This is a genomic window from Azonexus sp. GW821-FHT04F04, assembly GCF_059420025.1.
Map to the genome: position 1 here is coordinate 78584 of NZ_JBWKSX010000001.1, position 21857 is coordinate 100440.

Sequence of the window (21857 nt, forward strand, 5' to 3'; positions counted from 1 at the left end):
GATCAAGCACGCTTTTCGAGCAAGCAGTAGAAAAAGCCATCGTGTTCAGCACTCGGCAAGAGCTGTTCTTCATGACAACAGTGAGCCTGCGGCTGGCGCGCCAGGAAGCGCGAAATCTGCCCGCCATTTTCGGCCGGAAAAACCGAGCAGGTCACGTAGAGCAGTTTACCGCCCGGCCGCACGACCTGCCACAAGGCGTCGAGAATTCGCGCCTGTGTTGTGGCAAAACTGGCGATGTCGGCCTCGCGACGCAACCACTTGGCGTCCGGATTGCGACGCACGACGCCGCTGGCTGTGCATGGGACGTCAGCCAGTACCGCGTCGAAAAGGCGACCATCCCACCAGCTCGTCAATTTGGCGCAGTCGGCATCCTGAATCTCGGCGCTCAGGCCAAGGCGCGACAGCGTTTCGGCGACGCGCCGGCAGCGCGAAGGCTTCAGATCAAGCGCCAGCAGGTCGATTTCGCCGCGCTCGAGCAGGTGCGCCGTCTTGCCGCCCGGTGCGGCGCAGGCGTCGAGCACGCGACTGCCCGGCGCCGGATCGAGCAGCGTGGCAGCCATTTGTGCCCCGGGATCCTGCACCGATACGAGGCCATCGGCGAAACCGGGCAATGCGTCGACCGGCACCGGCTTGTCGAGGGCCAGTCCGCATTCGCCGACGGGTTTGGCGGGAATACCTTCGGCCGCCAGCTTCATGATGTAATCGTCGCGCGAAACGCGGCGGGTGTTGACGCGCAGACCCATCGGCGGTGGCGAATTGCCGGCGGCGACGATGGCCGGCCAGTCCTGCGGATAAGCAGCCTGCAACTGGGCCAGCCACCAGTCCGGGTGCATGGTCGAAGCAACGGGATCGGCGGCAAATTCGGCGGTCAGTGCCGCTTGCTGGCGCAAGAAATTGCGCAACACACCATTGACCAGCGCCTTGAAATTCCCGCCCGCTACCTCGGCGGCCGCCGAAACGGCCTGATCGACAACCGTATGCGCGGCATCCGGACGGGTTTCGAGGCGATAAATGGCGACCAGCAACAGGGCGCGCACTTCGTCGCTGGCCAGCGGTTTTTGCAGCAGCTTGGATAGATAGAAATCGCCGCGCCCGTAGGCGCGCAGGCTGCCATAGACGAGATCCTGCACGGCCGGACGGGCCTCCGGCTCGACCCGGCCCAGCAGGCCGTCGGCCAGACTCTGTCCGCCGAAAACGGCGGTATCGATACGGGACGCCTGCAACAGGGCGTAAGCGAGTGAATTGAGCGGCAAACTGGACATAGGCGGGCATTATCGCACGCGGCATAATGGCGGAATGCGGCAAATCCTCCTCGCCCTGCTTTTCTTTGCCGTAGCCGCTCCGGCCTGTGCCTGGAATGGGGCCGGCCACCGTCTGACCGCGGTCATTGCGTGGCAGCAACTATCGCCCGCGACGCAGACGGCGCTCAGCGAAGCACTGTCCCGACATCCCGACTACGAACGCTGGATGGAAAAGTCGCGCTCCATTGCTGGCATCGATATCTTCGCCGAAGCCTCGACCTGGCCAGACGACATTCGTAACGACCCGCGCTTTTACGACGAAGACCGCGACCCCGCCACACCCGCTCTCACCGGGCTTTCCGACACGGCACGTCACAAACGCTGGCACTACGTGGACCTCAATGCCGCCGGCCATACCAAATCCGGCGAACTGGACGCTCAAATCGAGCGCCTGAGCCGAGTTCTACGGTCAACCGGAAAAAAGGCCGAAATTTCAAATGTCCTGCCCTGGCTCATCCACCTCGTAGGCGACATCCACCAACCGCTGCACGTCGGCCGCCATGGCGACGAGGGTGGCAACGAGGTTGAGATCGAAAATCCGTTCAACAAACGCCTGCCGTTCAGCAGCCTGCATGTTTACTGGGACGATCTGCCCGGCCCGCCCTGGCTGCGCGGCAAGCGCCTGCAACAAAACGCAGCGCGCCTGCTGGAAAACCATCCGCCACCAGCGCAAGGCAATGTCGGGCTGTGGCGCAACGAAAGCCATCGCCTGTTGACCGAGGCGTACCCGGAGGCCAGCGGCAGCCTGCTACCGATCGTCACCGAGGATTTCCGCCGGCGCAGCCGGGAAATCGCTGACCGCCGCATCGTCGAAGCCGGCTACCGGCTGGGCGGACTGCTCGAAGCCATTTTCGGCCAGCGCATTTCACGTGAAACGCCATAAAATTGTCATATGAACGGCCTGCACCTGATCGCTGACCTCCACGACTGCCACTGCGCCCCCAGCTTTCTGCTCGACGCACCGGGGCTCGAAGCGTTCTGCGTCGACGCCTGCCAACGCCACGGCTTGACCGTCGTCGGCCGGCTGTTCCATACCTTCCACGACGCCGGTGGCCAATCGGCCGGCGTCACCGGCACCGTCGTCCTCGCCGAATCCCACCTTGCCGTGCACACCTGGCCCGAGATCGCCAGCGTCACGCTCGATGTTTACGTCTGCAACTTTAGCGGCGACAACAGTTCCAAGGCTAGTGCCCTGTTTGACGAAGTCATCGACCGATTTGCGCCGGAGGTCCGACAGTGCACGAGCGTCGGACGCGGCCGTCTGGCACCGGCAAAGTAGCAGCCGGCTGCTACCCGCCCGCCGGAAAATCCTCCGACAATGTTTTTGCCCGCCGACCATCTTGCCGGCGGCATGACAAAGGAGACAAACATGGCTGCCAAAAAAATTCTCATGCTGACCGGTGACTACACCGAAGATTACGAAACGATGGTGCCCTTTCAGGCACTGCTCATGGTCGGCCACACCGTCCATGCTGCCTGTCCGGGCAAAAAGGCCGGCGACTTCGTGCGCACTGCCATCCACGACTTCGAAGGCGACCAGACCTACAGCGAAAAGCCCGGCCACAACTTCACGCTGAACGCCAGCTTCGCCGACATCCGCGCTGAGGACTACGATGCACTGGTCGTTCCCGGCGGTCGCGCCCCCGAATACCTGCGCCTGAACCCCGAGGTCCTGGCCTTGGTTCGCCACTTTGCCGACACCGGAAAGCCGATTGCAGCGATCTGCCACGGCGCACAACTGCTGGCGGCAGCGGGGGTTCTGAATGGTCGTTCGTGCAGCGCCTATCCGGCCTGCGGCCCCGAAGTCCGCTTGGCCGGCGGGCAATATGCCGACATTCCGGTCGATCAGGCCCACGTCGATGGCAATCTGGTCACCGCCCCGGCCTGGCCCGCGCACCCGGCCTGGCTGGCCAAATTCCTGCCGTTGCTCGGCACCCGGATCACGCTTTGACCGATGGACCGGGCGACATCACCTTGGTGTTGCCCGATCCGACCAGGAGGCAACATGTGTGAAATCTACGTCAAGGCCGACCCGATGCTCTATGAGTCGCGGGCCCGCTCGCTGCGCATTCATGGCTTCGTCACCAAGATCAGGCTGGAAAACCTGTTCTGGGACATCCTGGCCGAACTGGCCGGCAACGAGGGAATGACGACCAACCAGTTGATCGCCAAGCTCTATGATGAAATCGAGGCCTACCGCGGCGAAGTCGAAAACTTCGCCTCCTTCCTGCGCGTCACCTGCCTGCGTTATCTGACACTGCGCCACCAGAAACCGGGCGAAAGGCCGAGTCTGGCCGTCGTCGGAACCCTGCCCCCAACCATTCGTGAACAGCCGATCCGCGTTGCAGCTGGCTGAAGCTGTTCAGCGGAAATCAGGCGGGAATATCGAAGCGGTCGCCAACCTTCAACGGATGCCCGGCCAGGAATTGCTGCACCGGCAAACGCTTGCCACCGGCCTTCTGCAATTCAGTAACGGCCAGCGCGCCTTCGCCACAGGCGATAACGACACTGCTACGGTCAACTGCCAAAATCGTGCCAATTTCACCCTCACCGGCCACCGGCGTCGCCAGCCACAATTTCACCGTTTGGCCGCCAAAGAGGGCTTGGGCCCCGGGGAAGGGGTTGAAGGCGCGGATATGGCGATCCAGTTCCGCCGCACTCTTCGACCAATCGATCAGCGCCTCGGCCTTCTCGATCTTGTGCGCGTAAGTCACCCCCGCAGCCGGTTGTGGCTCGGCCGGCAGCGGCAACTTGCCCAGCGCCTCGACGACCAGCTTCGCGCCCAGTTCGGCTAATCGGTCATGCAACGTAGCCGTGGTATCACTCGCCTCGATGGGGAACGCCCCACGCAGCAGTACCGGCCCGGTATCCAGACCGGCCTCCATCTGCATGATACAAACACCCGTCTCGGCATCGCCGGCCAACAGGGCCCGCTGGATCGGCGCCGCACCGCGCCAGCGCGGCAGCAGCGAGCCATGAATATTGATACAGCCGAAACGCGGCATGTCGAGGACGACCTGCGGCAGGATCAGACCGTAGGCCGCGACCACCATGACCTCGGCGCCAATCGCCGCAATCTTCGCCTGCGCCTCGGCGTCCCTCAATGTCAGCGGCTGGAAGACTTCGATGCCATGCTCCAGCGCCACCTTCTTGACCGCCGACGGCTGCAAACTCATGCCACGCCCGGCCGGCCGATCCGGTTGAGTCAGTACCAGCGCCACATCGTGCCCCGCCGCAACAATGGCCCGCAAAGCCTGCGCGGCAAATTCCGGCGTCCCGGCAAAAATCAGCTTCATGCCGTGACGCGCGCCTGTTTGGCCATCTTGTTCTTGATCCGAGTCTGTTTAAGTAGCGACAGGTGATCGACGAAGACCGTCCCGTTGAGATGGTCGATTTCGTGCTGGATGCACACCGCCAGCAGGCCCTCAGCCTCCAGCGTGTGCTGCTTGCCGTCGAGATCGAGATAGGTCACCGACACCCGTTCGGCACGCTCGACCTTGTCGTAGATGCCGGGCACCGACAGGCAACCCTCCTCGCCAATCTGCGAACCCTCGCACCGGCCAAGCGTCGGATTGATGAAAACCTGCAGTTCGCTCTTGTCTTCAGAAACATCGATCACGACGATACGCTTATGCACATCGACCTGAGTCGCCGCCAAGCCGATTCCCGGAGCCTCGTACATGGTTTCTGCCATGTCGGCGACCAGTTTTCGGGTGCTGTCATCGACCTTGGTAACAAGGGCTGCGACCTTTTTCAGACGCGGGTCGGGGAAACGCAAAATGGGTAAGAGGGCCATATGAAAATAGGAATAAAAGCTTGCTCGATTAGGTTATTACGTGCAGAATCTAAAGCAATTCCCGAGATATGGAACGCAAATTGATCGCCGCTGTATTGAGACTGCGACGACGGTAATGCGTTCCGCCGGCACATGAGGTTACGACTATGGTTCGCATTATATCCGCGCTCATCCTGGCCGTGACGGCCGCCTGCGCATCGGCCGCCGAGCCGCTAACGCTCGTCGATAACCCGCCCGACCGGCACATCGTCGTCAAAGGTGACACCCTGTGGGGCATTTCGGGCAAATTCCTCAAGCAACCTTGGCGCTGGCCGGAAATCTGGCAGATGAACAAGGAAGAAATCAAGAACCCGCACTGGATTTATCCCGGCGACATCATCCTGCTCGATACATCGAGCGGATCACCTCGCCTCAAAATGGCCAAACGCGTCACCGGCCAGGACGGCAAGGTCCAGCCAATGGTCTATAGCACCCCGGGCGAATTGGTCATCCCCAGCATTCCGTCGAACATCATTGAGCCATTCATTTCCCAGCCGTTGATTGTCGAATCAAGCGGCAGCAACAGCGAAGCAGTCATTGTTGCAGCCCAGGAAGACCGCATGCTGCTCGGCACCGGCGACTCCTTCTACGCCAAGGGCATCGCCGATGGCAGCATCGAAAAATGGCAACTTTTCCGCAAGGGCAAACCGCTGAAGGATCCGAAAACCGGAGAGGTCCTCGCTTACGAAGCCTTTTACCTCGGCAATGCCCGTCTGATCAAGCCAGGCGAACCCGCTACGCTGCGCGTCACGCTGGCCAAAGAAGAAATTGCGCGCGGCGACGAACTGATTCCGGCTCAGCCACCGGAAATCATCTCCTATGTTCCGCATCGTCCGGATCAGGCAATTGAAGCCAGCATCATGTCGATCTACGGCGGCGTTCAGGAAGGCGGAACAACATCCGTCGTATCTCTGACCCGCGGCAAAAACGACGGTCTGGAAGTCGGCCACGTCGTTGCGCTATTCCGCAATCGTGTTTCAACGAATATCGACGATAACGGCATTCGAACCGATACTCCAGTCCCCGAAGAACGCTACGGATTGGCCTTCGTCTTCCGAGTCTTCGACCGGGTAGCCTACGCTCTGGTCGTCAGCTCATCCAAATCCGTCATCGTCGGGGATTCGGCAAGAAATCCGTGATCATCTCCGAAGGCTTGGCCGCCTGGTTGCGGCTGACGCTTATCCCCGGTATCGGCGGCGAGTCGCAAAGAAAGCTACTCGCCGCTTTCGGTTTACCCGAGGCTGTTTTCTCAGCCGGGCGGCTCGCTGCACGTAGCGTTATCGGCGACCGCGCCGACCTGCTTTTTGATTTTGATCCGGCAGCAGAGGTTGACCGCAGCATCGAGTGGGCCAGTCAGCCGGGACAGCATATCCTGACCCTGGCCGACGACGCCTACCCGAAAGCGCTGCTCGAAATCGCCGATCCGCCCAGCCTGCTTTACGTTCGCGGCAATCCCACCATACTCAAGATGCGCTGCCTTGCAATGGTCGGCAGCCGAAATGCGACACCTCAAGGCCTGCAAACCGCTGAAAACTTTGCCAAGACGCTGGCGGCAAAAGGCCTCTGCATCGTCAGCGGCCTGGCCCTGGGGATTGACGCTGCCGCCCACCGCGGCGCGCTATCAGCCGGCGGCGACACGATTGCCGTCATCGGTACCGGCGCCGATCGCATCTACCCCGCCCGCAACAAGGAACTGGCGCTGGCCATTGTCGAACATGGCGCCATCATTTCCGAATTTCCGCTCGGCACCCCGTCCATTGCCGCCAATTTCCCGCGGCGCAACCGCATCATTTCCGGCCTGTCGTGCGGGGTGCTGGTCGTTGAGGCGGCGCCCGAAAGCGGTTCGCTGATCACGGCACGCCTGGCCGGCGAACAGGGACGAGAAGTTTTCGCCATCCCCGGCTCCATTCACTCACCCGTCGCCCGCGGCTGTCACAAACTGATCAAGCAAGGCGCCAAATTGGTCGAAACCGCGAACGATGTTCTCGAAGAGCTGGGTAACCTCACCTCTCCTGAAGAACCAGAACAAAGCACGTCTACTGACGACGAACACCCTGTTCTCGCCGCCCTCGGCCACAATCCATGTGGCCTGGACGACCTGGTCGAATACACCGGACAGAGCGCTGACCAATTGCTTCCCGAACTCCTGATGCTCGAACTCTCGGGCAAAATCGCCCCCCTGCCCGGCAACCGCTACCAGCGCCTGAGCTAGGTCCCCCATATATAGAGACGGCTTGCCAAGCCGCGCACCGGGCACTTATCATGCCCCGGACTCCACAGGCCCCAACATGACCAAAAAGCTGATAATTGCCGAGAAACCTTCCGTCGCTGCCGACATCGCCAAGGCGTTGGGGGGCTTTACCAAGCACGACGACTATTTCGAAAGTGACACCCACGTCATTTCCTCGGCTGTCGGTCACCTGCTGGAACTCGCCTGCCCCGAGGAATTCGAGGTCAAGCGCGGCAAATGGTCGTTTGCTCACCTGCCCGTCATCCCACCGCACTTTGCGCTGAAGCCGATCGAGAAGACCGAATCCCGACTCAAGGTGCTGGCCAAGCTGATCAAGCGCAAGGATGTCAGCGCCCTGATCAATGCCTGTGACGCGGGGCGCGAAGGTGAATTGATCTTCAACTACATCGCCCAGCACACCAAGTCCGGCAAACCGGTACAACGGCTGTGGCTGCAATCGATGACGCAAGGCGCCATCCGCGACGGTTTCTCGCGCCTGCGCAATGGCAACGAAATGCAGGGCCTCGGCGACGCCGCCGTCTGCCGCTCCGAATCCGACTGGCTGGTCGGCATCAATGGCACACGGGCGATGACCGCCTTCAATTCGAAGACCGGCGGCTTCCACCTAACCACCGTCGGCCGCGTTCAGACCCCGACGCTGGCCATCGTCGTCGAGCGCGAAAAACGCATCCGCGAGTTCAAGCCGCGCGACTATTGGGAAGTCGAAGCTGAATTCACCGCCAAAGCCGGCAGTTACAAAGGCAAGTGGTTCGACGAAGGCTTCAAGGGCAAGAACGAAGACGAACATGCCCGCGCAGATCGCCTGTGGGAACAAAACAAGGCCGACGCCATCCGCGCCGCCACCCTGGGCAAGCCGGGCGACGTAACCGAGGAAGCCAAGCCGGAAACCCGTTTGTCGCCGGCGCTCTTCGATTTGACCACCCTGCAGCGCGAAGCCAACAGCCGTTTCGGCTTCTCCGCAAAGACCACGCTGTCACTGGCCCAGGCGCTGTACGAAAAGCACAAGGTCCTGACCTACCCACGGACCGACTCGCGCTGCCTGCCGGAAGACTATCTACCCACCGTCAAGGAGACCCTCGCCGTGCTGACCGGCGAAGGTGCCGGCAAGGGTCACGACGAGGTGCTGCTCGCCCGCTATTCGCCGTTTGCCCACCAGATTTTGGCCCGCAACTGGGTGTTGCCGAACAAGCGCATCTTCAACAACGCCAAGATCAGCGATCACTTCGCCATCATTCCGACGCCGCAGGCCCCGAAAAGCCTCAACGAACTGGAACAGAAGCTCTACGACTTCGTCGTTCGCCGCTTTCTGTCCATCTTCTTCCCGGCCGCCGAATACATGGTGACCACCCGCATCACCCGCGTCGAAGGCCACCCCTTCAAGACCGAGGGCAAGGTGCTGGTCAATCCGGGCTGGCTTGCCGTGCATGGCAAGGAAGGTCAGGACGGCGATGAAGGCAATCTCGTTGCGGTCGACGCCAAGGAAAAGGTCAAAGCCGACGAAGTCACGGTCAAAGCCAACGCCACCAAGCCGCCGCCGCGCTACTCTGAAGCCACCCTGCTCTCCGCCATGGAAGGCGCCGGCAAGATGGTCGACGACGAGGAACTCAAGGCGGCCATGGCCGGCCGCGGCCTCGGCACGCCAGCGACACGCGCCCAGATCATCGAAAACCTCATCGGCGAGCAATACATGCACCGCGAAGGCCGCGAACTGATCCCGACGGCCAAGGCTTTCTCGCTGATGACGCTGCTCAACGGCCTCGGCATCAACGAACTGACCCAGCCGGAACTGACTGGCGACTGGGAATGGAAGCTCGGACGGATCGAAAAAGGCGAATTCACACGCGAGGAATTCATGCGCGAAATCGCCGAAATGACCCGCCACATGGTCGAACGCGCCAAGCACTACGAAGCCGATACGATTCCCGGCGATTTCGGCGTGTTGACCGCGAAATGCCCACGCTGCGGTGGCGAGATTCGTGAAACCTACAAGAAATTCCAGTGCGGTGGCTGCGACTATTCGCTATGGAAAATTGTCGCCGGCCGCCAGTTCGAACCGGCTGAAATCGACACCCTGATCAACGAAGGCACGATTGGCCCGCTAACCGGCTTCCGCAACAAGATGGGCCGCACTTTTGCTGCCGCCATCAAGCTCAATGACGACAAATTGCCGGAATTCGATTTCGGCCAGGACAAGGCCGACGCGGCCGATGCCGAGCCGGTCGACTTTTCGGCGCAGGAAAGCATCGGCAAATGCCCGAAATGCGCCAGCAACGTCTTCGATCACGGCAATTCCTACGTCTGCGAAAAATCGGTCGGGCCGGACAAGACCTGCGATTTCCGCTCCGGCAAGATCATTCTTCAGCAACCGATCGACCTCGGCCAGATGAAGAAATTACTGGCCGAAGGCAAGACTGACCTGCTCAAGGAGTTCGTCTCCAACCGAACCCGCCGCAAGTTCTCGGCCTATCTGGTGGCCAAGGACGGCAAGGTCGGCTTCGAGTTTGAGAAGAAAGTCGCCAAGCCCAAGGCGCCAGCCAAGAAGAAAACCGACGCGGCGACCTGATTCACCGCCAGCCACACAGCAAAAAGCCCTCCGCGAACGCCGAGGGCTTTTTTTCGCACTGCGAAATGAGCGCTATCAGACTTGCCGTTCCACGTGAAACCTCAACGAACTGCCAAAGCTCCCGGTAGCTGGCAGGAGAGCAGTGCGGCGCGCACGGCGTCGATGGCTTGCGGGCGCGGGAAGGTGATGCGCCAGACTAGGCCGACGGTGCGTTTGGGCTGGGTTCCGGCAAAGGGCAGCACCCTGACCATCGGTTCCTTGGTGATCAGCGGATCGGCAGCCGTGCTCGGCATCACCGCGACGCCGGCGCCGCTGGCCACCATGTAGCGGATGGTTTCGAGCGAGCTGCCTTCGAGCGAATGTTCGAGCGCATCCGGTGCGCTGAGGCGGGGGCAGGACTCGAGGACCTGATCGCGGAAGCAGTTGCCCTGGCCGAGCAGAAGCAGGTTCTGGCCATCCAGCTCATTGCCATTGACGTCCGAACGGGAAGCCCACGGATGGCTGGCCGGGACGACGACGCGGAAAGGCTCGTCGTACACCGGCTGGGCGACCAGACCGGGTTCGGCAAAGGGTAGCGCGATGACGATGACGTCGAGTTCGCCAGCCTTGAGCGCGGGAATCAGATTGGCCGTGAAATCTTCCTTGAGGAAGAGCGGCATATTTGGCGCCTGCTTGCTCAGCGCGGGAATCAACTGGGGCAGCAGGTAGGGCGCAATGGTGTAGATGATGCCGACGCGGAGTTGGCCGCTCAGCGGTTCGCCAGTCGCTTCGGCGATCTCTTCGAGCTTGACGGCTTCTTCGAGAACACGGGTGGCCTGGGCGACGATACGCTCACCGAGCGGCGTGATGCGGACGTCGCTGGCCCCGCGTTCAAAGAGCGGCGAGCCGAGCTGGCCTTCGACCTTCTTGAGTGCCACCGACAGGGTCGGCTGGCTGACGTGGCAGGCATCGGCTGCCTTGCCGAAATGCCGCTCGCGGGCCAGAGCCACGATGTAGCGCATTTCGGTCAGGGTCATTTGGAATATCCGAGTTTTTGCAGGTCGACCGCAGAAAGCCAACGCCACTCGCCGGGCTTGAGGTCTGGCGGTAACGTCAGTTCGCCAACAGCTTCGCGGTGCAGCGCCTCGACGCGATTGCTGACGGCAGCGACCATACGTTTGACCTGATGGTATTTGCCTTCGGTCAGGGTCAGACGCAGCAGCTTTTCGCCGACAATTTCGGCGGCGGCAGCGGCAATCGTTTCGTACTCGTCGGCGAGCAGGACACCGGCCAGTAGCTGATCGATCTGCGCCTGATCGAGCGGGTGTTTGGTCGTTGCCAGATAGACTTTCGGCACCTTGCGTTTGGCCGAGGATAGCTGGTGGTTCAACTGGCCGTCGTCGGTGATCAGCAGCAGTCCGGTAGTGTCTTCGTCGAGCCGGCCAATCGGCTGCACATCGCGTTCACGCAAGGGCACCGGCAGCAGTTCGAGGACGCTGGCGTGGTGTTTCGGTTTGCGTGAGCATTCGTAGCCGGCCGGCTTGTTGAGCATCAACGTGGCGAATTCGGCATAGGGCCAATCGACGCCATCGACGGTAAAAACCAGACCTTCGATGTCGAGTTCGACGAAAGGATCGTCGCAAACCTGGCCATTGATCGCGACACGTCCGCGGCGGATGAGGCCCCGGCATTCCCGACGGGAGCCAAAACCGTGTTTTTGGAGGATACGTTCTAGTTGCATGGCCGAGATGTTAACATCCGCCCCATGAATTTCGAACATCTCATACAAATCAACGACCCGGAAAATCCGCTGGTCGAAACCATGACCCGTGATCAGCTCTGGCAGGGCCTGCTCCATCGCGTTGAAAACGCCGTTCCTTTCCTGCCCGGACTGGAATCCTGCACCATTCTCGAGCGGCAGGCCGACACCCTGCTCCGCGAACTCGATTTCGGCCCGGCCGTGATTCATGACCGGGTGACGCTGCTCGCCATGGAATGGGTGCGTTTCGATATCCAGCCCTCCGAGGTCCATCCCGGCGGCAGCCTGATGATCACCATCGAGGAGCCGGAACCCGGTTTCCTGTTCCTGCGCTTCGCTTACCAGACAACGTTGGCAACCGATCCGAACTCCGAGGAACGAGCCTACATCGAGTACGTAAAATCGGCCTACAACCAGTCCGACATCGATTGTGTGCGGATCATCCGCACCCTGGCAGCCGGCGGCAAGATTCAATAAAAAAGGCCGAAAACGCGTTGCGTTTCGGCCTTCTGCGATCAAACCGGGCTTGCCACGGTCAACCGGAAAAATGGCTAAAAATCAAGTTTCGTTGAAAGCCTGAACGGCTCTCAACAAAGGTTTTACTCGACGCCCTGCGAAGCCAGGTAGTCTTCATAGCCGCCAAGGTAATCGATGATCCGGCCATCGCTCTTCACTTCCAGCACACGGGTGGACAGCGAGGAAACGAATTCGCGGTCGTGCGAGACGAAGACCAGCGTACCGGGGAATTTTTCCAGGCCGCTGTTGAGCGCTTCGATCGATTCCATGTCGAGGTGGTTGGTCGGTTCGTCCATGAGCAGCACGTTATGCTTCGACAGCATGAGCTTGCCGAACAGCATGCGGCCCTGTTCGCCACCGGAAATGACATTGACCGACTTCTTCACTTCGTCGCCGGAGAACAGCAAACGACCGAGCGTGCCGCGGATCAGCGTTTCGAGGTCGCCGCCCTCGTCGATGGTGGCGCGGGCGTAACCGGCAATCCATTCGGTCAGGCTCTCGGTGCCGGCGAACTGGGCGCTGTGGTCCTGCGCGTAATAGCCGGGATAGGCCTTTTCGGCCCATTTGATGGTGCCGAATTGCGGCGTAACTTCACCCATCAGCAGCTTCAGCAGCGTGGTTTTACCAACGCCGTTTTCACCGATGACGGCAATTTTCTCGCCGGCGTTGATGGTCAGCGTCAGGTTGTTGAAGATCTTGCGCTCGCCGCCTTCGTAGGTGAAGGAAACATTCTCGATCTCGACCGCCTGACGGTGCAATTTCTGCTTCTCGTCGTAATCAAAGCGAATCCACGGGTACTGGCGGGACGACGGCTTCATGTCTTCCGGCTTGAGTTTTTCGATCAGCTTGACGCGGCTGGTCGCCTGCTTGGCCTTGGAGGCGTTGGCCGAGAAGCGGCGGACGAAGGTCTGCAGTTCGGCGATGCGCTCCTTGGCCTTGGCATTGGCATTCTGCAGGCGCTCGCGGGCCTGCTGGGCGGCTTCCATGAAGTCGTCGTAGTTGCCGGCGTAGGTCGTGATCTTGCCGTAGTCGAGGTCGGCCATGTGGGTACAGACCTGATTCAGGAAGTGACGATCGTGGGAGATGATGATCATCGTCGAGTCGCGGGCATTCAGCGTGTCTTCAAGCCAGCGAATGGTGTTGATGTCGAGGTTGTTGGTCGGTTCGTCGAGCAACAGGATGTCCGGGTTGGCGAACAGCGCCTGGCAAAGCAGCACACGCAGCTTCCAGCCGGGCGCCACCTGACTCATCGGGCCGTTGTGCTGTTCGGTCGGAATGCCAACACCGAGCAGCAGTTCGCCGGCGCGGGACTCGGCCGTGTAGCCGTCGAACTCGCCAAATTGATGCTCGAGATCGGCAGCCTTCATGTAGTCGTCTTCGGTCGCTTCGGGATTGGCGTAGATGGCGTCGCGCTCGCTCATGCAGGCCCACATTTCCTCGTGGCCCATGAGCACGACGTCGAGGACGCGCATGTCTTCGTAAGCGAACTGGTCCTGCTTGAGGTAGGCCATGCGCTCGTGCTTGTCCTTCGAGACATTGCCGGCCGAAGGTTCGAGCGCGCCGCACAGGATCTTCATGAAAGTCGACTTGCCGGCGCCGTTGGCGCCGATCAGGCCGTAGCGATAGCCCTCGCCGAATTTGACATTGACGTTCTCGAACAAGGGTTTGACCCCGAACTGCATGGTGATGTTGGCGGCGACAAGCACTACGATTCCAATCTGAAATAACGGTAAAACGAAGGGCTGAATTTTACCTGTTTTCAGGGAGTTAACGGCAGCAAGGCAGCACTTTTGCTGCACTGCGGTGTAAGATTTGCAGCCAAAATAAAAACCCCTGGATTGAGACACAGCACATGGTTCCACACCTCACTACCGCCCTCACCGGCCCCCTGCTCGAGCTCGAGCGTCGCTTCCTCGCCGCCAGCCCGCAGATCGAACACTGGCTGCGCGGCCAATGGCTCGAGCACACGCCGCCGTTTTACTCGTCGTGCGACCTGCGCAATTCCGGCTTCAAGCTGGCGCCGGTCGACACCAACCTCTTCCCTGGCGGCTTCAACAATCTGAACCCCGCCTTCCTGCCGCTCTGCGTGCAGGCGGCGATGAGCGCCATCGAAAAATTCTGTCCGGAAGCGCGCAGCCTGCTGCTCATTCCCGAGAACCACACGCGCAACCAGTTCTACCTGCAGAACGTCGCGCAGATCGCCGCCATCCTCAAGCAGACGGGACTGAACGTGCGCCTCGGTTCGCTGAACCCGGACATCACCCAGCCGACGCCGGTCGACCTGCCGAACGGCCAGCAACTGCTCCTCGAACCGCTCGTGCGCACCCAGCACCGCCTCGGCCTGGATGGCTTCGATCCCTGCGCCATCCTGCTCAACAACGACCTGTCGGCCGGCATTCCTGCCATCCTGCAAGGTCTCAACGAGCAGGTCGTGCTGCCGCCGGTGCATGCCGGCTGGGCCGTGCGCCGCAAGTCCAACCACTTCGCCGCCTACGACCAGGTCGCCAACGATTTCGCCAAGGCCATCGGTATCGATCCGTGGCGCATCAACCCGGCCTTCTCGGTCTGCCGCAGCGTCAATTTCCATGAGCGGCAGGGTGAAGAGTGCCTGGCCGCCAACGTTTCGGCCGTGCTCGATATCGTCAAGGAAAAGTACCGCGAATACGACATCGAAGAGACACCCTACGTCGTCGTCAAGGCCGATGCCGGCACCTACGGCATGGGCATCATGACGGTGCGCAACGTCGATGAAGTCATCGCCCTGAACCGCAAGCAGCGCAACAAGATGAGCGTCGTCAAGGAAGGCCTTGAAGTCTCCGAAGTGCTCATCCAGGAAGGCGTCCATTCGTTCGAAACGCTCAACGAGGCGGTAGCCGAGCCGGTCATTTACATGATCGACCGTTATGTCGTCGGCGGCTTCTACCGCGTACACACCGGCCGCGGCAAGGACGAGAACCTCAACGCGCCGGGCATGCATTTCGAGCCACTGGCCTTCGAGACAGGCTGCAACATGCCTGACTACGGCTGCAACAACCCGGACGCCGCGCCGAACCGCTTCTACGCCTACGGCGTCGTTGGCCGGCTGGCCTGTCTGGCGGCTGCCATCGAACTCGAGCGCACGGCGCCAGAAAACGACTGAGCGCCGTGGCTCAGCAACTTCATTTCGAAAAACACCTGCTCGGCGGTAGCGCCCAGTCGTTGAAACTGGCCTTCATCGTCGATCCGCTCGAGCATCTCAAGGCGTGGAAGGATTCTTCCATCGCCATGATGCGCGCCGCCGAAAACCACGGCCACGATGTTTATGCCATCGACGCCGCGACGCTCGGCTGGCGCAAGCCGGAGGCCGGTCACCCCGGCGGCGTGGTCGGCGAGGCGACGCACCTGCTGCTGCGCCCGGACGACCACGACTGGTACCGCGAAACCGGCCGCGAATGGCTGCCGCTGACCGCCTTCGACGGGGTGATCATGCGCAAGGATCCGCCTTTCGATTTCGAATACCTGACGGCGACCTGGCTGCTCGAACGAGCCGAGGCCGATGGCGTCAAGGTTTTCAACCGGCCGCGGGCCCTGCGCGATCACTCGGAAAAGCTGGCGCTCATGGAGTTCGCCCACTTTGCCCCGACCACCGCGATCAGCCGCGACATGGCGCAGATCCATCATTTCATCGACGAGCAGCGCGACGTTATCCTCAAACCGCTCGATGGCATGGGCGGCAGCCAGATTTTCCGCGTCCATCGCAACGACCCGAACCGCAACGTCATCGTCGAAACGCTGACCCACGAAGGCGCCCGGACGATCATGGCGCAGCGCTACGTGCCCGAGATCAGCCACGGCGACAAGCGCATCCTGATCATCGCCGGCAAACCGGTGCCCTTTTGCCTGGCACGCATCCCCAAAGCCGGCGAAACGCGCGGCAACCTTGCCGTCGGCGGCACCGGCGTCGCCCAGGAACTGTCGGCCCGCGACCGCGAAATCGCCGAAACGCTCGGCCCCATCCTCTTCAAGCGCGGGCTGATGCTCGTCGGCATCGACGTCATCGGCGACCATCTCACCGAAATCAACGTGACCAGCCCGACCTGCATGGTCGAGATCCGCCAGCAATCCGGCTTCGATGCGGCCGGCGCTTTCATCACCGCCATCGAACACGCATGCGGCCTCAGCTGACACCTATCCTGAAGCTTTTCCTGACGGCCCTGACTGTCGTCTCCGCCCTGCTCCTCACCGCCTGCGGCCGTACGCCATTGCAGGAACAACAGGCCTACGTCTTCGGCACCCGGGTCGAAGTGCTGGTCGTCAGCGAAGACCCGGAACAGGGGCGCAAGGCCATCGCCGCCGTGCTGCGCGAGTTCGACCGCCTGCACCGGGCCTATCACGCCTGGCAGGACTCCGAACTGACGACTTTGAATTCGGCCATTTTTTCCGGTCGACCGTGGAAAGTCAGCCTGGAACTGGCCGAATTCATCCAGGAAGCCCAGTCGCTGTCAAAACAGGGCGACTACCTGTTCGATCCCGGCATTGGCCAGCTCATCAAGCTGTGGGGCTTTCAGGCCGATGAATTCAAGGCCGAACTACCCCCGCCGGCCGACATCAAGGCCTGGCTGGAGAACAAACCGTCAATCGCCGATATCAGCCTCGACGGCACCACCGTGCGCAGCCGCAACCGCAACGTCGCCCTCGATTTCGGCGGCTACCTCAAAGGCGTCGCCCTCGACCGCGCCGCCGCCATCCTGCGCACCCAGGGCATCAACAACGCGCTGATCAACATCGGTGGCAACGTCATGGCGCTCGGCAGCAAGCAAGGCAAGCCGTGGCGCGTCGGCATCCAGCATCCGCGCCAGCCCGGCCCGCTGGCCACCGTCACCCTGGCCGACGGCGAAGCCATCGGCACTTCGGGCGACTACCAGCGCTTCTTCGAAGTCGACGGCGAGCGCTACGCCCATCTGCTCGACCCGCGCACCGGCTATCCGGCCAACCACACGCAGGCCGTCACCGTGCTCATTCCAGCCGGGCCGCGCTCCGGCACCTTGTCGGATGCCACTTCCAAGCCGATCTTCATTGCCGGCCCGGACGGCTGGCGCGACATGGCGCGCCAGATGGAAATCGGCCTCGTTTTGCGCGTTGACCGCGACAACCGGATTTTCGTCACCGAAGCCCTGCGCCAGCGCCTCGAATTCATCGGGCAGACGCCTGAACTGACGGTGCTTCCCTGAGATAAATTCATTCTCCTGACATGTATACGCGCGATAGTGATTTCTCGTAACATTGCTGCTGAAACAAAAACAATAATTCATCGACAGGGGAACGTAGGCATTCACGAACAGGGGACAGAATGCTGCGGGGTGGTTTCTTCAACAAGCCGGGGTTTGCCAACAGTCTGGTACTGCGTATCGGCCTGCTTATCCTGCTTTCGCTCGCCGTCTTCGCTTTCGCCCTGTATCAGCTGATCGGCCGGCCCACCGTTGACCGATTGGCCGAATCGCAGATGCGGCTCGCCGCAGAACAACTCGAAGCCCGCGTCACCCACCTTTTCAAGACCGTCGAAGTAACCTTGCGCAGCAGCCATGGCTGGGGCGTCAACAACGATCTCGACCAAGCCGAGCTGCTGCGTTTCAACGAGTATTTCTTCCCCATCATCGCCAATCATGGCGAGATCACCTCAGTCATCTTCGCCCACGAATCGGGCCGTGAAATCCTGCTCCTGATGACCGACGACGGTCGGTGGACCAACCGCATCAGCAATCCGGCCGAATGGGGCAACCAGACCTACTGGATCACTTGGGACAAGAATCGCCGGATCGAAAATATCGACATGCGCGAGCGCAACTACGACGCCCGGGAACGTCCGTGGTTCAAGGGCGCCATGGCGCTGACCGACGCCCAGGCGGTGCACTGGACCGAACCGTACATCTTCTTCACCACCAAGGACCCCGGCATCACGGCCGCCATGCGGTGGACGGCCAGCGACGGCTCGACCTACGTCATTGCCCACGACGTCCGGCTCATCGACATCGCCGAATTCACCACCCGGATGACTTTCGGCTCGCAGGGCAAGGCGGCGCTTTTCCTCAAGGAAGGCAAGCTCATCGCGCCGCCCCGTGACGCCCGTTTCAACGACCGCCAGGCGATCAACCAAGCCTTGCTGAAAACATCCGAAGAGCTCGAATTGCCCGAGTTCTCAGAGGCTTTCCGCCGCTGGCAGGCGATGCCGGCGACCGTTCATGGCGTCCAGAAATACGATCGCCCCGACGGGCGCTGGGTCAGCCTGTTCCGCCCGCTCGAAGGCAACGCCAGCGGCATCCTGCTCAGCGTCATCGCCCCGGAAAACGACTTTGTCCCGATTTCCCGCGAAGATCTTCTGCTGCTCGCCCTCATCACCCTTTCCGCCTTGGCCCTGGGCATGGCCGTTGCCATCCACATCGCCCGCCGCTTTGGCGAGCCGCTGCATGCCCTGGCCGAGGACAGCGCGCGCATCGGCCGGCTCGAACTCGACCAGCCGGTGGCCACCAAGGCGCCGTGGCGCGAAGTCACCCAGCTCGCCGCCGCCCTCGAAGGCATGCGCCAGCACCTGCGCGGCGCCCGCCGGGAGCAGGAAGACGCCCAGATCGAGCTGGAACTCAAGGTGGCCAAACGTACCCAGGCCCTGCGCCAGAGCCAGGACATCCTGCAAAAGCGCGAAGCCTTCTTCCGGGCCATTTTCGACAACGCCGCGGTCGGCATTGTCAGCCTCAGCCCGGACCGCAAGCCGACGCTGGTCAACCCGGCCTTTGCCCGTTTTGTCGGCCAGCCAATCGATACCTTGCTGGCCCATCCGGAAAAGATCGTTTTTCCGGCCGAAATTCAGGCCCGGATGAACGAAGTCCTGCCCCAGATCGCCTCCGGGCAGAGCAAAAGCGTTCGCCAGGAATTCGAGTTCCTCGACTCGCATGGCAAGACCAGCTGGGGCGACGTCCAGATCGCCGCGATCCGCGACGAGGATGGCAAGCTCGACTCGCTGCTTGTCACCGTCCTTGACATCTCCGAGCGCCGCGAAATAGAAATCGAGCTGATTCGCCAGTTTGCCTTCCTGCAGGCCTTGCTCGACACCATTCCCAACGCCATTTTCTACAAGGGTGCCCACACCCGTTTCCTCGGTTGCAACCACGCCTACGAAGAGTTTTTCGGCGTCGATCGCCACCACTTCATCGGCAAGCGCGTGCTCGATCTCGACTATCTGCCGGAAGACGCCCGCCAGGCCTATCAGGCAGAAGACGAAAAGGTTATCGCCGAATGCAGCAGGGTTACCCGCGAAGTGCAGATGGCCGATGCCACCGGCAGGCTACGCGACACGCTGTACTCGATCAGCGGCTTCCGTTCGCCCGACGGCACGCCGGGCGGCCTGATCGGCATCATCGTCGACATCTCGCCGCTCAAGGAAGCCAAGCGCGAGGCGGAAAGGGCGCAGGCGGCTGCCGAATCGGCCGCGGCGGCGAAGGCCGACTTCCTGGCCAACATGAGCCACGAAATCCGGACGCCGATGAATGCCATCATCGGCATGACCCACCTTGCCCTGCAAACCGAACTGACGCCCCGCCAGAAAAATTACCTGAGCAAGGTCGACAACGCTGCCAAGGGCTTGCTCGGCATCATAAACGACATTCTCGACCTGTCGAAGATCGAGGCCGGCATGATGCATTTCGAGCAGGCGCCCTTCAGCCTCGACGCCAGCCTGCGCCACCTCGGCGACCTGTGTGCCCAGAAGGCCCGCGAACGTGGCCTCGAACTGCTCTACGACGTTGCAGCCGACGTTCCCGACCACCTGATCGGTGATTCGCTGCGCCTTGGTCAGGTCCTGCTCAATCTGGTTGGCAACGCCATCAAATTTACCGAAGCCGGCGAAATCACGGTGGTCGTGCACCGGCTGGCCAGCCACGACGAGAAGGTCGAACTGAGCTTCGAAGTGCGCGATACCGGAATCGGCATGAGCCCCGAGCAGCAGGCACAACTGTTCTCGGCCTTCACCCAGGCTGATACCTCGACGACCCGAAAATACGGCGGCACCGGCCTTGGCCTGTCGATCTGCAAGCGCATCGTCGACCTGCAGGGCGGCAGCATCAGCGTCACCAGCCGGCTTGGCGCCGGCAGTTGTTTCAGCTTCCAGCTTGGCTTCGGGATGGTCATCGGCGATGACGCCATGCCGCGACGCATCGGGCTGCCAAATGACCTGCGCGCCCTGGTTGTCGATGACAGCCCGGGCGCCTGCGAAATCTTCACGCAGATGCTGATGGCGCTGGGCATCGCCAGCCATGCCGTAGCCAGCGGCAGCGCGGCGCTGGACGAACTTGCCGCCGCCAGCCAGGCTGGACAATCCTACGGACTGCTCATTATCGACTGGAAGATGCCGGGCATGGATGGCGTCGAGCTGGTCAGGCGAATCGGCCAGTCGGCAGCGGCAGGCAAGGCAGCCATCGTGATGGCCACCGCCTTCGATCACGAAGAGCTGCAGGCGGCGCTCGGCAGCCTGACAGTGGGTGCCATCCTGAGCAAGCCGGCGACGCCGTCGTCGTTGTTCGACAGCATCATGGTCGCGCTGCATCGTGAAACGGCCCTGGCCGCCCTGCCGCTGGTGAGGCCGGACAATCTGATGCGCCAGCTCGCGGGCCGGCGCGTCCTGCTCGTTGAAGACAACGAGGTCAATCGCGAACTGGCCGAGGAGATGTTGCGCAACATCGGGCTGAGTGTCGACACGGCTGAAAATGGCCGGCAGGCCGTCGACGCCGTGCAGCAAAACGCTTACGAGCTGGTCCTGATGGATTGCCAGATGCCGGTGATGGATGGTTATGTCGCGACCGCCATGATCCGCGACGAGTTGCAGCTAGGTCAGTTGCCGATCGTCGCGATGACCGCCAATGCACTGGCCAGCGACCGTGAGCGCTGCCTGGCGGCCGGCATGAACGACCATATTCCCAAGCCGATCGACGTTGCCGTCCTCCACGCCACGCTGGCCCACTGGCTGAAGCCACGCGATGGCGACAGCTCGCCTCGCTCCGCTGTCGCCATCCCGGCAAGCCCGACTGATACAGCCGACATCGACACCGCCGCCGCCCTGGCGCGGATGGGTGGCAATCGCAGCATGTACGACCGTCTGGTCATCCGCTTCCGCGAGAATCAGGCTGATGTGATCGAGCGGCTTCGGTCTGACCGGCAACTGGGCGACAGCGCCGCCATGATCCTGCGCGCCCACACCTTGCGTGGCCTGGCCGGCAACCTCGGCGCCGTCGCCCTCGCCCGTCTGGCCGGCGAACTGGAAGAGAAGCTGAGAAAAGGAACACCGGCCGACGACGAGGCCATCGACACGCTGCTGGCCGAACTAAGCACCGCGCTGCCGACCGCCCTGAGCATTCCGGCGACCCTGCCGGCGGCTGCGCCACCGATCGCCTCAGGCAACGCTTCCGAAATGCCGGCCAATGCGCTGGCCACGCTGCGCCAGCTGCTGGACGACGACGATGCCGCCGCCGTCCAGCATTTTGAAGAAATATCCGCTTCGCTTCGTCAGCATTGCGACCCGCATCTGGTCGAACAGCTTGCCCGGCAGATTGGGCAATATGACTTTGAGGAAGCATCAGCAACCCTGCAGCAGCTCGCCCCGATTCACGGCAAACCCTGAGCCAACCTGA

Annotated in this window: 18 protein-coding genes; 12 read left to right on the top strand and 6 right to left on the bottom strand. The window is 61.8% G+C overall.

Annotation, left to right across the window (positions count from 1 at the left end):
• Positions 1-2 precede the first annotated feature (2 nt).
• Positions 3-1262 carry a 16S rRNA (cytosine(967)-C(5))-methyltransferase RsmB gene (rsmB, locus tag AC07TV_RS00360; protein ID WP_494646408.1) on the bottom strand — a complete coding sequence of 420 codons (1260 nt, stop codon included), beginning with the start codon at positions 1260-1262 and terminating at the stop codon, positions 3-5.
• A gap of 34 nt (positions 1263-1296) precedes the next feature.
• Between rsmB and AC07TV_RS00365 the strand changes: the two genes are divergently transcribed.
• The 4 genes from AC07TV_RS00365 to AC07TV_RS00380 all read left to right on the top strand — a co-directional run bounded on the left by AC07TV_RS00365 (position 1297) and on the right by AC07TV_RS00380 (position 3657).
• Positions 1297-2184: a S1/P1 nuclease gene (locus AC07TV_RS00365; RefSeq protein WP_494646409.1), complete on the top strand. Its 888-nt coding sequence runs from the start codon at positions 1297-1299 to the stop codon at positions 2182-2184.
• A gap of 9 nt (positions 2185-2193) precedes the next feature.
• Positions 2194-2580, top strand: a complete 387-nt coding sequence (locus AC07TV_RS00370; protein WP_494646410.1) for an S-adenosylmethionine decarboxylase family protein — start codon at positions 2194-2196, stop codon at positions 2578-2580.
• 90 nt (positions 2581-2670) lie between these two features.
• Positions 2671-3252 (top strand): DJ-1/PfpI family protein, encoded by a 582-nt coding sequence (locus AC07TV_RS00375; protein ID WP_494646411.1) that lies wholly within the window; start codon positions 2671-2673, stop codon positions 3250-3252.
• Positions 3253-3306: 54 nt separating this feature from the next.
• A complete protein-coding gene (locus AC07TV_RS00380) occupies positions 3307-3657 on the top strand; it encodes a ribbon-helix-helix domain-containing protein (RefSeq protein WP_494646412.1) in 351 nt (116 codons plus the stop codon).
• 16 nt (positions 3658-3673) lie between these two features.
• Here the strand turns inward: AC07TV_RS00380 and fmt are convergent, their stop codons facing one another.
• Entirely contained in the window at positions 3674-4597 is a 924-nt protein-coding gene (gene fmt / locus AC07TV_RS00385; protein ID WP_494646413.1) for a methionyl-tRNA formyltransferase, read from the bottom strand.
• Positions 4594-5097, bottom strand: coding sequence for a peptide deformylase (def, locus tag AC07TV_RS00390; protein ID WP_226496704.1), 504 nt, complete (start codon positions 5095-5097; stop codon positions 4594-4596). Before def ends, fmt begins: the two co-directional genes overlap by 4 nt.
• 146 nt (positions 5098-5243) lie before the next feature.
• Here def and AC07TV_RS00395 point away from each other — a divergent pair, with 146 nt between their 5' ends.
• The 3 genes from AC07TV_RS00395 (at position 5244) to AC07TV_RS00405 (ending at position 9950) form a co-directional block, all read left to right on the top strand.
• Positions 5244-6275, top strand: coding sequence for a LysM peptidoglycan-binding domain-containing protein (locus AC07TV_RS00395; RefSeq protein ID WP_494646414.1), 1032 nt, complete (start codon positions 5244-5246; stop codon positions 6273-6275).
• Positions 6275-7348: a DNA-processing protein DprA gene (gene dprA, locus AC07TV_RS00400; RefSeq protein WP_494647367.1), complete on the top strand. Its 1074-nt coding sequence runs from the start codon at positions 6275-6277 to the stop codon at positions 7346-7348. Before AC07TV_RS00395 ends, dprA begins: the two co-directional genes overlap by 1 nt.
• 76 nt (positions 7349-7424) lie before the next feature.
• Positions 7425-9950 carry a DNA topoisomerase III gene (locus AC07TV_RS00405; RefSeq protein WP_494646415.1) on the top strand — a complete coding sequence of 842 codons (2526 nt, stop codon included), beginning with the start codon at positions 7425-7427 and terminating at the stop codon, positions 9948-9950.
• A 101-nt stretch (positions 9951-10051) separates the two neighbouring features.
• On the opposite strand, the gene AC07TV_RS00410 is transcribed toward AC07TV_RS00405, so the two are convergent.
• Together AC07TV_RS00410 and AC07TV_RS00415 are read right to left on the bottom strand one after the other, a co-directional pair.
• Positions 10052-10966: a hydrogen peroxide-inducible genes activator gene (locus tag AC07TV_RS00410; protein WP_494646416.1), complete on the bottom strand. Its 915-nt coding sequence runs from the start codon at positions 10964-10966 to the stop codon at positions 10052-10054.
• A complete protein-coding gene (locus AC07TV_RS00415) occupies positions 10963-11670 on the bottom strand; it encodes a pseudouridine synthase (RefSeq protein WP_494646417.1) in 708 nt (235 codons plus the stop codon). The genes AC07TV_RS00410 and AC07TV_RS00415 overlap by 4 nt, the downstream gene beginning before the upstream one ends.
• 24 nt (positions 11671-11694) lie before the next feature.
• On the opposite strand from AC07TV_RS00415, the gene AC07TV_RS00420 reads away from it, so the two are divergent.
• The gene (locus AC07TV_RS00420) at positions 11695-12165 is read left to right on the top strand and encodes an SRPBCC family protein (protein WP_494646418.1); all 471 of its coding nucleotides are present in this window, start codon (positions 11695-11697) and stop codon (positions 12163-12165) included.
• A 122-nt stretch (positions 12166-12287) separates the two neighbouring features.
• Here the strand turns inward: AC07TV_RS00420 and AC07TV_RS00425 are convergent, their stop codons facing one another.
• Positions 12288-13910: an ABC-F family ATPase gene (locus AC07TV_RS00425; protein ID WP_494646419.1), complete on the bottom strand. Its 1623-nt coding sequence runs from the start codon at positions 13908-13910 to the stop codon at positions 12288-12290.
• Positions 13911-14056: 146 nt separating this feature from the next.
• On the opposite strand from AC07TV_RS00425, the gene gshA reads away from it, so the two are divergent.
• The 4 genes from gshA to AC07TV_RS00445 all read left to right on the top strand — a co-directional run bounded on the left by gshA (position 14057) and on the right by AC07TV_RS00445 (position 21847).
• Entirely contained in the window at positions 14057-15343 is a 1287-nt protein-coding gene (gshA, locus tag AC07TV_RS00430; protein ID WP_494646420.1) for a glutamate--cysteine ligase, read from the top strand.
• A 5-nt stretch (positions 15344-15348) separates the two neighbouring features.
• Entirely contained in the window at positions 15349-16368 is a 1020-nt protein-coding gene (gshB, locus tag AC07TV_RS00435; RefSeq protein ID WP_494646421.1) for a glutathione synthase, read from the top strand.
• Positions 16353-17414 (top strand): FAD:protein FMN transferase, encoded by a 1062-nt coding sequence (locus AC07TV_RS00440; RefSeq protein WP_494646422.1) that lies wholly within the window; start codon positions 16353-16355, stop codon positions 17412-17414. Before gshB ends, AC07TV_RS00440 begins: the two co-directional genes overlap by 16 nt.
• A gap of 119 nt (positions 17415-17533) precedes the next feature.
• A complete protein-coding gene (locus AC07TV_RS00445) occupies positions 17534-21847 on the top strand; it encodes a response regulator (protein ID WP_494646423.1) in 4314 nt (1437 codons plus the stop codon).
• The last annotated feature ends 10 nt before the right edge of the window (positions 21848-21857 follow it).